At 34.8% G+C, this 14189-nt stretch carries 12 protein-coding genes and 1 riboswitch; of the genes, 6 read left to right on the top strand and 6 right to left on the bottom strand.

Annotated elements, in window-relative coordinates:
- Positions 1 to 87: 87 nt before the first annotated feature.
- The 3 genes from IEV35_RS15320 to sppA all read right to left on the bottom strand — a co-directional run bounded on the left by IEV35_RS15320 (position 88) and on the right by sppA (position 2253).
- The gene (locus IEV35_RS15320; protein ID WP_188385547.1) at positions 88 to 648 is read right to left on the bottom strand and encodes a GNAT family N-acetyltransferase; all 561 of its coding nucleotides are present in this window, start codon (positions 646 to 648) and stop codon (positions 88 to 90) included.
- A gap of 135 nt (positions 649 to 783) precedes the next feature.
- A complete protein-coding gene (locus IEV35_RS15315) occupies positions 784 to 1248 on the bottom strand; it encodes an RDD family protein (protein ID WP_188385546.1) in 465 nt (154 codons plus the stop codon).
- Between the two features lie 12 nt (positions 1249 to 1260).
- Positions 1261 to 2253 (bottom strand): signal peptide peptidase SppA, encoded by a 993-nt coding sequence (gene sppA, locus IEV35_RS15310; protein WP_188385545.1) that lies wholly within the window; start codon positions 2251 to 2253, stop codon positions 1261 to 1263.
- Between the two features lie 191 nt (positions 2254 to 2444).
- On the opposite strand from sppA, the gene IEV35_RS15305 reads away from it, so the two are divergent.
- Together IEV35_RS15305 and IEV35_RS15300 are read left to right on the top strand one after the other, a co-directional pair.
- Positions 2445 to 3329, top strand: a complete 885-nt coding sequence (locus tag IEV35_RS15305) for a GNAT family N-acetyltransferase (RefSeq protein ID WP_188385544.1) — start codon at positions 2445 to 2447, stop codon at positions 3327 to 3329.
- A gap of 286 nt (positions 3330 to 3615) precedes the next feature.
- Positions 3616 to 4584 (top strand): phosphotransferase enzyme family protein, encoded by a 969-nt coding sequence (locus IEV35_RS15300; RefSeq protein WP_188385543.1) that lies wholly within the window; start codon positions 3616 to 3618, stop codon positions 4582 to 4584.
- A 40-nt stretch (positions 4585 to 4624) separates the two neighbouring features.
- On the opposite strand, the gene IEV35_RS15295 is transcribed toward IEV35_RS15300, so the two are convergent.
- Together IEV35_RS15295 and IEV35_RS15290 are read right to left on the bottom strand one after the other, a co-directional pair.
- Positions 4625 to 5239, bottom strand: a complete 615-nt coding sequence (locus IEV35_RS15295) for a 3'-5' exonuclease (protein ID WP_188385542.1) — start codon at positions 5237 to 5239, stop codon at positions 4625 to 4627.
- A gap of 877 nt (positions 5240 to 6116) precedes the next feature.
- Entirely contained in the window at positions 6117 to 6896 is a 780-nt protein-coding gene (locus tag IEV35_RS15290) for a Cof-type HAD-IIB family hydrolase (RefSeq protein WP_188385541.1), read from the bottom strand.
- 174 nt (positions 6897 to 7070) lie between these two features.
- Positions 7071 to 7172: riboswitch (SAM riboswitch) on the top strand.
- 86 nt (positions 7173 to 7258) lie between these two features.
- Here IEV35_RS15290 and IEV35_RS15285 point away from each other — a divergent pair.
- On the top strand, positions 7259 to 8017 hold the full coding sequence (locus tag IEV35_RS15285) for a cyclase family protein (protein WP_188385540.1): 759 nt from the start codon (positions 7259 to 7261) through the stop codon (positions 8015 to 8017).
- 22 nt (positions 8018 to 8039) lie between these two features.
- The gene (locus IEV35_RS15280; protein WP_188385539.1) at positions 8040 to 9143 is read left to right on the top strand and encodes a 5-methyltetrahydropteroyltriglutamate--homocysteine S-methyltransferase; all 1104 of its coding nucleotides are present in this window, start codon (positions 8040 to 8042) and stop codon (positions 9141 to 9143) included.
- Between the two features lie 93 nt (positions 9144 to 9236).
- Here the strand turns inward: IEV35_RS15280 and IEV35_RS15275 are convergent, their stop codons facing one another.
- Complete coding sequence (locus IEV35_RS15275; RefSeq protein ID WP_188385538.1) at positions 9237 to 12692, bottom strand: hypothetical protein; 3456 nt, start codon at positions 12690 to 12692, stop codon at positions 9237 to 9239.
- Positions 12693 to 12821: 129 nt separating this feature from the next.
- Between IEV35_RS15275 and IEV35_RS15270 the strand changes: the two genes are divergently transcribed.
- Together IEV35_RS15270 and IEV35_RS15265 are read left to right on the top strand one after the other, a co-directional pair.
- On the top strand, positions 12822 to 12992 hold the full coding sequence (locus IEV35_RS15270; protein WP_188385537.1) for a hypothetical protein: 171 nt from the start codon (positions 12822 to 12824) through the stop codon (positions 12990 to 12992).
- Positions 12993 to 13036: 44 nt separating this feature from the next.
- Positions 13037 to 14188, top strand: coding sequence for a pyridoxal-phosphate-dependent aminotransferase family protein (locus IEV35_RS15265; RefSeq protein WP_188385536.1), 1152 nt, complete (start codon positions 13037 to 13039; stop codon positions 14186 to 14188).
- The last annotated feature ends 1 nt before the right edge of the window (position 14189 follow it).

Raw genomic sequence — 14189 nt, 5'->3', positions numbered from 1 at the left:
TTCGACCTAATGGGATTTAAAAATAAAAATACTGCACCTAAACTGTTGATGTTCATCAATGTTTTAGATACAGTATTTTTCTAACTTTTAATCATGTCTATTGTCTTTTTTCAACAACGAATACATATATAAATCATCAAATTTACCAGATGTAAATTCATAATCTCTTAATAATCCTTCTCTTATAAAGCCTAACCGCTCTACTAACTTTTGTGACGATTGATTAGGCGGTTCAATTAAGGCCTCGATTCTGTTGAGATTCAACTCATTAAAACCATAAGTTAGTATTGCTTCCACTGCTTCACGAGCGATGCCTTTTCCCCAATATTCTTTACTTAATTCAAATCCTATTTCTGTTCGATAGTGCTCTGAGTTAGTATTATGAAAACCACAACTCCCAATGACTACGTCGCTCTCTTTTAAGGTAATACCCCATCGAGTACCTGTTTTATTATTTTGTAAGGATTGATACCACGATATTTCTTCTAACGCATCGTGAATTGATTCAAAAGGTTCTAATCCATAATATTGCATCACTTCTTCATCGGAAAGATATTTCAAAATATCTTCTGCATCTTTTTCTGTGATTTGTCTTAATATTAGTCGGTTAGTTTCAAGTATTGGAAATGTATTAGTATGTATTGTCATAATTACCTCTTCAAGTTTAGACTTATTATAAATAGTTTATCAGTTGCACAAAAGAATGACTATTAGAGATTTACCTTATATTTTATCATCATGAAAATAAAAAGACACGAACCCTAAAGCCCGTGTCTGCATCGATTATCTGTCAAATATTACCCTTGTATCACAAATCATATCATGAAGTCCTTGTTTTTCATCTGTGAAGCCAACAATAACATACAACAACATTAGAAATCCAAACACTTGATAGATGAATCTGCCAATCACTTCTCTAAAAAATAAATCGCTCCATTGTAGGGGCTTTTCATCTTCACGAATAACTTTAATACCAAGGATCATCTTTCCGATTGTTTGTCCAAAATATTTGGTCATGAGTAAAAAGTATGCATAAAAGACTATCCCGCCAAGAATACCGGTAACAGTCCAGAAGCCGATATCAATCGCTACTCCATCATTAATAAATTTAAATGGTGAGAGCAAGATACCATTCACACTAACGATGACCAACAAATCAATGATATATGCCCAAAATCTCATCCAAAACCCTGCGAAGCGTTGTTCAGATATTTGGGTACCTTGATAAATTACACTGTCCTCACTCATCATTGGCCCTCCTTAATTAGAATATAAGTACATTGCTCTAGGGATATTAGATTCTTGTACAATATTTAGCACATTGATTAATTCTTCATCTTTACTTACAAAATTCTCAACCGTCAATCCAAATAATTGTTCCCAACCCTGTGGTTGATTGTATTGAACAACTTGAGCATTTTTTAATTTATGTTCCTCTTGCATCATAGCAATCGTATCATCTAGTGATCCAATCTCGTCCACTAAACCATTCTCTTTTGCTTGATTACCAGTGTAAACACGTCCATCACCAAGTTCACGAACTTTATCTTCGGACATTCCTCGGCCATCTACAATAACTTGAACAAAATCACCATACATGTCATCAATCATTTCTTGTAATAGCGCTCGTTCGGAGTCTGTCATCCCACGGAAAGTGGACATAATATCTTTGTATTCGCCACTTTTTATCGTATTAAATTCAATTCCTAATTTTTCAGTTAACCCGGAAATATCATACCCTTGCATGATTACACCGATTGACCCTGTTAATGTTGCAGGGTGAGCTACAATTTTATCTGCTGGTGCTGATATGTAATATCCGCCAGATGCTGCTGTATTCCCCATGGAAACATAAATAGGCTTTTTATATTCCTCTTTAATTTCAACGATCTTATCATGTATTTCTGCACTTTCTACAACGCCACCACCAGGTGTATTTACACGTAATACAATTCCATCTACACTACTATCTTTCCCAGCTTCTTCAAGCATTTCTAAGAATACTTTATGATTGTAAGAAGTTGTATTAAGTACCGTACTTGGAGTGGTGTCTTGAATGACCCCATTTAAATGAAGAACTACAATTTTACCTCTAGTTCCTTCTTCTATGACTTCCTCTTCAAATTTACTTTCTGGAAAGGCAAATAATTGGTCAAAATTAGTGCTTGCAACACTTGTTACAAACTGAAAACCAATAGAGACGATAAATAAAACGGCTGCAGCAAGTAGCGCAAACCAACGTTTCTTATTCATGTAAAATCCTCCTGTTTTACCAAAATATGTACAGTAAAAAGGATACACTATTTATAAAGCAAATTCTAATTTTATGGAATAATAACGTACTATTTTTTGACTATAATGAATATTTGTGCCAAATTAAGGAGGTATTACAATGCCAGGAACTACTATCCAACCTTAAGATGAAAAAATAGGGAGGACTTTTATTGAAACAGTTTAAATTAGAAACAAATTACTCAAATAATAATTATTTACGTGAAAAGCTTTATCCTTTGTTTGAAACGGTATTTGGTATTGAAGTAGATACGTTTAAAGATTTTTATGCGAGAGGATTTTGGGATGCAACATATACCCCATTTACTTTGTTTCATGGGAATAGGGCTATTGCGAATGTATCGGTATTTGACATGCCGCTCGTAATAAATGGAGAAAAGAAAATTGCTGCAGGAATTCAATCGGTCATGACAGATCCTAATTATCGCGGACAAGGATTAATGAATTCTCTCATGAATAAAGCATTGAAGTATATTGATAGTAAGTACGAGCAAACATTTTTAATGACTTCCAATTCAGATTTGTATATGAAATTTGGATTTAAAATAGTTAAAGAATATTACTTTACAAGGAAATGGACTCACACGGCAGCTCAGACTGAATCGAGCCTAATCCATTTAGATATGTTTGACTCGAATGATATTCAAATAATTCGTTGGGCATTTGCTAATAATAAACCATCTTCCTCACGATTTTATCCAATTAACTATGCACCATCATTTTACTTAAATATGTATAATCCAATTTTACATGAAATGGTATTTTTCTCTCCTGAATTGAACGTAATAATCATTTATGAAGTTGATGACGGTGTATTAGAACTTTACGATATTATTGGACCAGAATTACCATCATTAGAAAAAATTTGTTCAGTAATTCCTTTTTCATTTACGGATATTAACATATATTTTAGTCCAGATTTATTTCCTGAGGAATTTGAGGCAGTAGAATATAATGATGTCGATTATCTTATGGTTAGAGGAGAGTTCGAGTTAATGGAAACACCAATAATGTTACCTATTGTGGCTGAGTTTTAAAATTAATTATCTAAACATTCCATTTACTGAAACATTTTAAAATGATATAATTACTTTTGTTAGGAAATGATTAGAAAAGGGAAGGTGATATTGTGGTTATTCAAAATTTCATGCAAGAACAAAAAACTACGCTACCCAATATTGGCCTTCGTTCCAAATAGACTTATGCATTATTAAGAGGACTACCGTAGTGAATTATGGTAGTCCTTTTTACTTGTCCAAATGTGGGGATACATAGCATCCTGACGATTTTGTTCTTGCTAATTAATTAGGAGGACAAATTAATATGATGAAATTATCAACGATGTATGATTTCCTTGAATCAGAATCTCCTATCGTTTTGGATGTGTTGCAAAAATGGGGATTTGATGATGGTTCAGTAGGATTAGTAAGAGCAAGCAGTAATTTTATCTTTATTTTTAAGAAGGATGGAACAGAATATATATTAAGACTCACACCTCATGGAGACCTTCCTAAGATTAAAAACGAACTTAATTTTCTTTTGTACCTTAGGAAAAACAATGTACATGTTAATTATCCGATTATTTCTAGAGAAGGAAATACAATAGAAATAGTACCTAGTGCACTAGGTACCTTCTATGCTGTTGTTTTTAATTTTGTTGAGGGAAAGCAATATGAACTAGAAGAATTGAGTGACGAACAGCTATATAAATGGGGAAAAGCGTTGGGCAACTTACATCATAATTCTAAACAGTATAACTCCTATAATAATGATAAAAAAATTTATACCTTGCAAGACTTACTACCAAGTGTAGAAGAATCTATACCAAGTCAGGATGTTTCCTCGCAACAAGAATTTAAAGAGATTAAGAGTTGGATAGAAAATTTAAATGTTACATGCCAAAATTATGGACGAATTCATTTTGATTTTGAACTGGATAATTTAATTTGGGATGAAAACAATATAAAAATGATAGATTTTGAAAGTAGTATAGATGGGTGGTATGCTGCTGATATCGCATTTGCACTAAGAGATGTGTTTGCACAGGAAGTAGATTTTACTAACCCAATATTCCTTCAATTCTTAAATGGGTATAAAAGTAAAACAAATATAACAGATGATGAAGTTGAAAACATATCCATGTTTTTACGATTATACAATCTTTTAACCTATACTAAGTTATTAGATTCATTAGATCTTGAAAGTAATACAAAGTACCCTGAATGGGTTGTAGGATTGATTAATAAACTACAGTCAAAAATCGAGGATTATCAAGGTAGTTTTAGGAAGTAATCAATTTAAAAGGAGAAACGTCCTTTCACGTTTCTCCTTTTTATCTTACTCTTAAAGTCGTATACTTTTTTATTCGTTTAACCTTAGGTGGATAATACCCTCTTTCAAAAATTCTACCTTTTGTCATATTACATTGCTTTAAGAACGAATCAATAGAATTTTCTTCAACTGTCTCCATAGCACGCTGCATTACCTTCGCAGCAACTCTAGCATCCTCTATCGCATTATGGTGGTTAAAATTAATTCCATGATGAGCTGCCAATGTATTTAATTTATGATTTTCCATCTCTGGCCACACTTGTTTCGCAATATTTGCTGTACATAGATAGTCCATTTCTGGATAGTTTAGCCGATTACGATCAAGAGATTGTCTAATTACACTCATGTCAAAACTAGCATTATGTGCAACAACCAAATTCCCAGTTAAATAGTTATTAAGTGTAGGCCAAATCTCTGGGAAAGTCATAGCATCCTGTACATCTTCTTCCCTAATTCCATGCACACGAATATTAAATGGATTGAAATAGGTTTCTGGATTAATCAAGCTATAATATTCATCTAGTATTTCTTTTTCATTAGCTATTACTATCCCAACCGCACAAGGACTATATCTTTTTTCGTTCGCCGTCTCAAAATCTATCGACACAAAGTTCATTTAAATCTTCCTTTAATAAGATTATTTATATATGTATCATAACATGTTTCTTTATCTGTCTGAAATAAATTTAGGGAATTAATTGATGACGGAGGGGGTGTTTTCTTGGTTGGGTAAAGTATTTAAGCGGGCTGAGTGACGGTTGTGATTCATTTTTTGATGCTACTGGCACTCATAGGCTTTATGAGTGACGGTTGAGATCCTTTTTTCGATGCAGCGGGCACTCATCAGCTTTATGAGTGACGGTTGTGATTCTTTTTACGATGCTACGGGCACTCATTAGCCCTATGAGTGACGGTTGCTTGCATTTTTATGATCCTACGGGCACTCATCAGCTTTATGAGTGACGGTTGCTATCCTTTTTTCGATGCTACGGGCACTCATTCGCCCTATGAGTGACGGTTGCGAGCCTTTTTTCATTGCTACGGGCACTCATCGCCTCTATGAGTGACAGTTGCGAGCCTTTTTTCATTGCTACGGGCACTCATCAGCTTTATGAGTGACAGTTGCGAGCCTTTTTTCATTGCTACGGGCACTCATCGCCTCTATGAGTGACAGTTGCGAGCCTTTTTTCATTGCTACGGGCACTCATCAGCTTTATGAGTGACAGTTGCTATCCTTTTTATGATGCTACGGGCACTCATTCGCCCTATGAGTGACGGTTGTTATCCTTTTTATGATGCTACGGGCACTCATCAGCTCTATGAGTGACGGTTGCTATCCTTTTTATGATGCTACGGGCACTCATCAGCGCTAGCAACGATAATTTCACTAAAATCCCTACTACTAATTTCATTCATTCCCAAACAAGTTCCATGCCTCCCTCTCCCCCACACAAAAAAGCTGCTGTCCTACAAGGTACAGCAGCTTTAAAAAATTATAATAAACCAACCATCTTTAATCCATGATAAATACCATCTTCATCGACAGACTTCGTTACATACTTGGCAACAGTTTTTGCCTCGTCTACTCCGTTCCCCATCGCAACACTATTTACGATAGTAGAAAGCATCTCAACATCATTTAATCCATCTCCAAAAGCATATACTCGTTCCATTGTAATGTTGAGTTTTTGAATCGCCTTTTCTATCCCATTTGCTTTTGATCCACCTTTTGGTAGCACATCCGTACTATAAGGATGCCAACGGATAAAATCAAATTCAGGATATGCTTCTTTGTATTGCTTTTCATCTTTTTCTTCACAGAATAAAAGCGTTTGAAAAATCTCATTTTCCTCATAGTGTAATGGTGCGTACGCTGGTAAATTAACTTTAAGTGTTTGAATACTTTCTGTAATGAATGGATGCTCTGGTACATTTGCTTTCATTACATTTGGATCCATGAACACAACTGGATGTTTATTTAATAACGCTTGTTCAGTCAATTTTTTTAATGAAGACTTGTCTAATGGGTTCGTATAAACTTCTTCCCCTTCCACAACAACATATTGACCATTGTAGCTCACGTATGTATTAATCCCTAATTCTTCACGAAGATCTTTATACATGAATGGACCTCTTCCTGTTGCAATAGCAACAATATGCCCCATTCTTTTTAATTCTTGAATTGCTTCTTTAGTTGAATTTGGTAAGTTTTTTTCATGGTCTAATAACGTTCCATCGATATCAAAAAATATCATACTTTTCTGTTCAGCCATTCATATACTCCTTTATTTCATCATTACCATCTATTCTAACCTTTGAAAGGCCTTACAAGTCAATTAATGTAGATTATTAATTTTTTACTATAATTTTTAAAATAGACCAATAATTCCCTTGACAATTTTCTAGATACAGTGTAAATTGATGTCTAACAATTAAATTACCGAATTCTCTTATCCAGAGAGGTGGAGGGACTGGCCCTTTGAAGCCTCGGCAGCGGACTCATGCGAGTACTGTGCCAATTCCAGTAGTGTAATGCTTGAAGATAAGAAGAGTGACCTTGTTTTTTGATATGACAAACCTCTTCTTATTCTATGAGAAGAGGTTTTTTAATTGAAAAAAACATGAGGTGATGAAAATGACAAAGGAAAATTTGCAAGTATCGAATGAATTATTAAAAGCGATTGAAGTATTAAAAGAAAAAGAATGGATCGATTTAACTCATACATTCGGTCCAGATTCTCCACATTTTTCTGCATTTGAAGATGCTGAATTTCAAACACTTTTCACACATGATGATGGCTTTTTTGCTCAAAGCTTTACCTTCCCTGGGCAGTATGGAACACATATAGATGCCCCTATTCATTTTGTTCGAGACACACGTTATCTAGAAGAACTAGATTTGAAGGAACTAGTTTTACCTTTAGTTGTTATTAATAAATCAAAAGAGGCAGCTATAGATAATGACTTTACGCTATCCGTGGAAGATATTCTTGCATTTGAGGAAGAATATGGACAAATTGAAGCAGGAAGTTTTGTAGCGTTGAGAACGGACTGGAGCAAGCGTTGGCCAGATAAAGACTTGTTTAACAACAAAGATGAAGAAGGAAACGCTCATGCACCTGGTTGGGGATTAGAGGCGTTGAAGTTCTTATTCAAAGAGAGAAATATAAAAGCAGTTGGCCATGAAACATTTGATACCGATTCTGCTGTTGATTATCGAAAGAATGGCGCACTGCTTGGTGAGTATTATGTGTTGGAACAAGATACATACCAAGTGGAATTATTAACTAACTTAGATAAAGTTCCAACAAAAGGGGCAGTAATCTTTAACATTGTTCCAAAAGCTGAGAAAGCCTCTGGATTTCCAGTACGTTCATTTGCATTATTACCATAATAAGAGAAAGAAGGAATATAATATGAGTCAAACAACATTAACAGCACCATTTCGAGCAGATCATGTTGGTAGTCTATTACGTCCAAAAAATCTGTTACAAGCAAGAAAAGATTATCAGAACGGGAATATAACCAAAGATGATTTACGTCTAATTGAAAATCAAGAATTAAAACGAATCGTTGATAAACAAATTGAAGTTGGATTAGAATTAGTCACTGACGGAGAGTTCCGTCGTTCCTGGTGGCATATTGATTTTCTAGAAAATTTAAATGGGTTTGAAGGGTATGTACCAGAACGAGGTATTCCTTTCCAAGGAATCGAAACAGAACCATATGATGTACGGAATACCGGAAAAATTTCATTTAACCTAGATCATCCATTTTTAGAGGATTTCCGTATTTTCAATGACCTTGTAGCTGGGAGAGCGGTTGCAAAACAAACCATTCCAAGCCCAGACCAGTTATTCCATCGCGGTATTCGCAATCCAGAAGTTTATCCGACTGTTCAGGAATATGCAGATGACATTATTCAAGCATATCGTGATGCATTAAAGGCATTTTATGATGCTGGTGTACGATACTTACAGTTCGATGATGTGTATATCGCAGGTTTAAATGCAGATAGTTTAGTAGCTTATGAGCCTGGATTAACTCGCGAGGAATTAATAGACTTGGCTCTATATGTTGCAAATGGTGTACTTAAAGATAAGCCAGATGATTTATATGTTACGACTCATTTATGTCGTGGTAACTATGAATCTCGTTGGGCTTTTGAAGGTAGTTATGCGCAAATCGCTCCTACTCTATTTGCTAAGGAGAATGTCGATGGATTTTTCTTAGAATATGATGATGAGCGTTCTGGTGACTTCAAACCGTTACAACATATACCGGATGGTGGACCAAAAGTTGTATTAGGTCTTGTCACCTCCAAGTTTGGTGAATTAGAAGATAAAGAAACTATTAAAAGACGAATCGAAGAAGCTTCTAAATATGTACCACTTGAGCAATTAGCATTAAGTCCACAATGTGGCTTCTCCTCTACTCACCATGGTAATAAGCTAACAGAAGAACAACAGTGGGAGAAATTGAGATTTATAGTAGAGATTACAAAAGAAATTTGGGGTTAAAATAAGTCCCGAGTGAGGAGATTCACTCGGGACTTGCTTTATCTTTAATTTTTAATGAGTTGAACTAAAAAAACAACTTGGAAATATCACTTCTTAATCCCATTCTTTCATTCGATTGACAACATTCTTTTTAAACTTCGATACAATGGTGTCTTTTCCTTCTGAACTTTTTTGTTTTTGCCATTCATTGTAACTTGCAATAGCTATTAAAATAGATCCTGCGATAACGAGGTAACCCCACCAAGGAAGTTTCCCCCAATATGGCCTTGTTTGCATAAAGACATTAAATAATAACACTCCTGTACCGACGAAGAAGAAAGATTTCATTTGGAATGCCATCCCAGCGATTAAAGATGCTAAGGACAATACACCGATTATTAATGCATCATAAATCGTGTTACTTGCTAATCCATCTTGAACTAAGATAAGAGCAACAATGACAAGTACTGCCCATTGAATATAGCTTGCCATCTCACGTTTTTCTATCATCACAAAACTCCGTAATCCTATAACTAAAACAACCCAAGGCAAGACATAGAACTCTCGCTCGAATAAAGGTGGTAGTTCAAAATGACCTAGCAACGAATAATATGGTTGTAAAAGAAATACAAGGGCTGTAAAAGTAATCCATTTAGAAGGAACACCATTTATACGACTTCTATTCATAATTAACGTCGTAACTATTAAAATACCTGGAAGAATTTTAGCAAATAAACTTCCAAAGCTATATTGATATAAATTAAGGAAAACAATCAAGCCTATAAAAGAGTACCAGTCAATCTGTACGTACTTAGATTTAGATTCATAGAATGTTCGATAAAGAAATTGACCGGCAAGGACTACAACTACCCCAAATAAAGCATATAGATATGGACCATCGGCAAATATAGTAACATTTATATTCCCTACACCTGTATATAGCAAGATTAATGGAATAATAGAAAATACATCCCATTTACTACGATGTAGCATAAATAGAACCAGTATGCCATACGCGAGTGTTACACTAAATAACATTAAGTCAAATGGGTAATTCATTGTAAAACTCCATAAGCCTAGGATGGAGAATGGTACAAAGTAATAAGCTATTCGTTTTTTCCATACGTCTGTCGTAACAAACCAACCCAACAATAACAGTATACTTACAATTAAATATGTGTAAGAAAACTCATTGTTCCAACTTAATTTTGCAAACAATAGTTGAAAGAATATCCACAACACAGTAATTCCACTATAGAAGAATGTTTTTATTTTCCATTCAATTGTTACTAGTTTCACCGTTAACATATAAATAATGGTAGTAATTAAAAATGTCCAGAGTGCATCTTCTCCATTTGAAAGCAAGCTTAGTAGTAAAGCAAAAGGAATATATAGTTGCCCAATCCAATAAAAGGCTTTTGATAGCTTGCTGTCTTTTTTCCTAAGTAAAATCCCTATAACTAGAAGAAGTATCGCACCAATGATAAATTCATAGAGTTTGAATAAATGGAGGACAGTCCCCTCATGGATTAATACTAGTATGCTCGAGTATGCAATTAGTGACATACTACTAACGACGTATGGTATGGCAGGCCATTTCGTTCTCTTGTACATGAAATAAGCCATACCGATTCCTCCGACAGTAATTATTGTTCTAATTAATGCATCTGCTACAAACCCTAAGCTAAGTAGAATTCCAAACGCATAGAAAGCTTGCGCAATATAAAAACTACTATTTGAGAATCTTTCTTGACCTGCCATTCTCCAAATAAAACTAATCCCTAAAACAACAATACTTCCAAGTACAATATGTTCAGCATAAATAGGTTCCATATAAAGTGACGGTGACTGGAGTTCTATAAATCTAGCTATGACTGCTACCGCTGTTCCTAACGATAATGCATGTATCCATGGAGCAAATTGTTTAAAACTATCCCTAGTTTCATAACGATCCATGACTATTGCTATTCCAGATAAAAGAATAAGCATAATTCCCTGTTGGAATAAAGATGTATCGATTGTACTCATTAATAATGTAAGTAATAATGCAATTCCACTTATATCACGAGTACTATTCTTTATAGGCTTCCAAAACGAATGGGCAACGAGACAGCCGCCAGTAATATAGAAAAAGATGACTAGTATATAAAAAGGTAGAATTGTTGATTCAACATGAAACCATTCTTTTCCTAAGAGTGCTAATTGGTACAAGGCACTGATTAGAAAGAAAGGACTTAAATAAGTGAAAAGTTTATTTTTCACGACAGATACAAGGTAACTAAAATTCATTGCAATAATAACATAAGCGATGACTAATACAATCGAACCTTCCCCTACTCGTATCATTAACCCTTCAAAACTAATATACAAAAAGGCTAAAGAAGAAACGATTGCACTCGTAATTTGAAACACTTTTTGCATGTGTTTCGCGTTCTTTACTAACAACGGAATAATTAGGAAAACAATCCCTAAAACAGCATATGCTATCTCGCTTACTCCTACTAAAATTGAGTTCTCTACGAATTGATGTGCACCATAAATTAACATTGCAGTAAATACAAAATGGTAAGACTTATGCCTAGAGACAAAGATCATTGAGAAATAGATTAAAGCAGTTAATAGTAAGTTAAAACTATACATTAATTCACTTTCATAAAATACAAGCATTAATAAGGTTGATAAAATAAGATTCGCTTGGATAAATGGTATAAACTCTTTTATAAATTGCTGTAATTTCTTATTTCCTCTTAGCAAACGATAAGCAAAGATTAAAGAGGCATTGTACAACATAACACCTAAATAAAACCCATCTACTGGAAGATATAATGTTGCAATAAGTAACCCAATTAATACACTAAGTGAAAGATAAGAAAACCAAACGTATAAACGCGAGCCAAGTTTCATGGCAAAATAAACATAGATTGGTAATAAAATACCTGTACCAATCGCACCAAATAAATACTTTCCTTCTCCCGAAAAGGATAAATAATTTCCAAATAGTCCAAAATAGCCTGCTGAAACTATGACAATAGGTAAAAATAGACTAGCTAATATTAAGAAGGAAAAAGCTGTTTTTTGAATATGTAACACCCGACCAGTAAACCATGCTAATCCAAAAAATAAGAATGAAACAGTAGCAATCAAGCCCGTTTTGGACCAATTTCCAAGAGTATCCCATGTACTTGTAGCGTACACTAATCCACCCAAAAGTAATAAAATTACACCGAGGCTTAATCCCCACGTAATATTTCTGTCTCTTATTTGTTTATCTGTTAACTTTTTCTTCTGTTTGGTGACTGGTATTGTAGGTTGTTGAATACTGCTTGTTTTTTCTATCTCTTTTTCTGTAGGATTCTGAGGAGTGATTTTAACTTGTGGTTCTACAGCTGGTTTCGTTGTTTTTTCTATACTTTGTTTAATTTGAGTAACGTTAGGGAGATTTTTGTAATACTTCGTATGAGCATTTACTATCTTTGCAGCAACATTTAATGATATATATCGAGCTTTAACTAGCTGATGTAATTCCTCACGTACAATCTCCCTTTTTTCTTCTGGACTTAACTGTGTCATACACACCCACCTTTCTATTTAGGGATTTGCCCCACATAATTTTAAAAAAAGTCTAATATTATTGTAAGAACTTTGGTAAAATGAAAGATAATCGAATTCTTACATATTATTATACAGGAGGAAGCTCCAATGTTATATTGGATTATTTTTGGAATAGTTTTATTAATTATATTAGAAGAAGGCTTGTATTATCTATTTAATCGTTTAGCCTTTAATAAACAACCAAAAGAACAACTTGATAATACACCAGTAGAAACAGAAAATACAAGAAAACAAAGAAGATTAAGACGAAAGCATTAGGTGATACCTGATGTTTTTTTGCTATATAAGAAAGGAGTCCTATCATGAAGGATGAATATCAATTATTACGTATCCCAGGTCCAACTCCAATTCCACCAAGTGTACAACAAGCGATGATGAAGCCAATGATTGGCCATCGAGACCATACTACAAAAGCATTACTAAAACGAATTAAACCTAGTCTACGACATATATTTGGTACAAAAGAAGATGTGATGATTGTGGCTGGTAGTGGAACTGCGGGATTGGAAGCCGCAGTTGTCAATACAATAAGTCCTGGAGATGAAGTGCTTGTCATCGTAACGGGTTCATTCGGTGAGCGCTTTGCAAAAATCTGTGAGAGCTACAACATGAATGTCCATCGTTATGAGTATGATTGGGGGAAGGCTTTCCTCCCAGAAGAAATCAAAAGTTACTTGAAAAAGCATCCTTCAATAAAAGCCGTTTTTGCAACGTATTGTGAAACATCGACTGGTGTATTAAATCCCGTGCGAGAGCTAGCATCTGTTGTAAGAGAAGTTTCTGACGCATTAATCATTGTTGATGGTGTGTCTGCTATCGGTGCCACGCCAATGATGATGGATGATTGGGGAATTGATATCTGTGTTACAGGATCCCAAAAGGCACTTATGCTACCGCCTGGACTCACCTTCATCGCTGTCAGCCAAAAAGCCTGGAATCGTATTGAAAAGAACCATCATTCCCGCTTTTACTTAGACTTAAGAAGATACCGAACTAACCTCATCGAAGATTCCACACCATTCACACCAGCACTATCCTTACTATTCGGATTAGAACAGTCCTTAAACTTACTAAAATTAGAAGGTCTAGAAAATGTTTATAACCGACATCAAATGATGAAAAAAATGACAAGAGCAGCATTTAAAGCGCTAGGAATACCACTGCTAACCAATGATACCGATGCTTCTCCTACTGTAACAGCGATACAACCTAGAGATTTCAATCCAGATCAGTTTCGCAACATAGTAAAAGAAGAATTTGGACTTATACTAGCAGGTGGGCAGAACCACTTAAAAGGGAAAATATTTCGGATCGGTCATTTGGGATACTGTACTCCGCAAGATGTGTTACAAACCATTAGTTGTATCGAGATTGGAATCCAAAGAATTGGCAAAAACATTCCATTAGGTGATGGTGTACGCGCTGCACAAGAATTGTACATAAAGGAGGGATAAA

The sequence above is a fragment of the Ornithinibacillus halotolerans genome (assembly GCF_014637405.1).
Lineage (GTDB): Bacteria > Bacillota > Bacilli > Bacillales > Amphibacillaceae > Ornithinibacillus > Ornithinibacillus halotolerans.
This window is presented reverse-complemented; position numbering and strand designations above follow the sequence as displayed.

Coding starts and splice junctions, on each gene's coding strand:
- IEV35_RS15275 (WP_188385538.1), bottom strand. CDS start 12,692: ATGACACAGTTAAGTCCAGAAGAAAAAAGGGAGATTGTACGTGAGGAA.
- IEV35_RS15265 (WP_188385536.1), top strand. CDS start 13,037: ATGAAGGATGAATATCAATTATTACGTATCCCAGGTCCAACTCCAATT.
- IEV35_RS15280 (WP_188385539.1), top strand. CDS start 8,040: ATGAGTCAAACAACATTAACAGCACCATTTCGAGCAGATCATGTTGGT.
- IEV35_RS15285 (WP_188385540.1), top strand. CDS start 7,259: ATGACAAAGGAAAATTTGCAAGTATCGAATGAATTATTAAAAGCGATT.
- IEV35_RS15300 (WP_188385543.1), top strand. CDS start 3,616: ATGATGAAATTATCAACGATGTATGATTTCCTTGAATCAGAATCTCCT.
- IEV35_RS15290 (WP_188385541.1), bottom strand. CDS start 6,896: ATGGCTGAACAGAAAAGTATGATATTTTTTGATATCGATGGAACGTTA.
- IEV35_RS15315 (WP_188385546.1), bottom strand. CDS start 1,248: ATGAGTGAGGACAGTGTAATTTATCAAGGTACCCAAATATCTGAACAA.
- IEV35_RS15295 (WP_188385542.1), bottom strand. CDS start 5,239: ATGAACTTTGTGTCGATAGATTTTGAGACGGCGAACGAAAAAAGATAT.
- sppA (WP_188385545.1), bottom strand. CDS start 2,253: ATGAATAAGAAACGTTGGTTTGCGCTACTTGCTGCAGCCGTTTTATTT.
- IEV35_RS15320 (WP_188385547.1), bottom strand. CDS start 648: ATGACAATACATACTAATACATTTCCAATACTTGAAACTAACCGACTA.
- IEV35_RS15270 (WP_188385537.1), top strand. CDS start 12,822: ATGTTATATTGGATTATTTTTGGAATAGTTTTATTAATTATATTAGAA.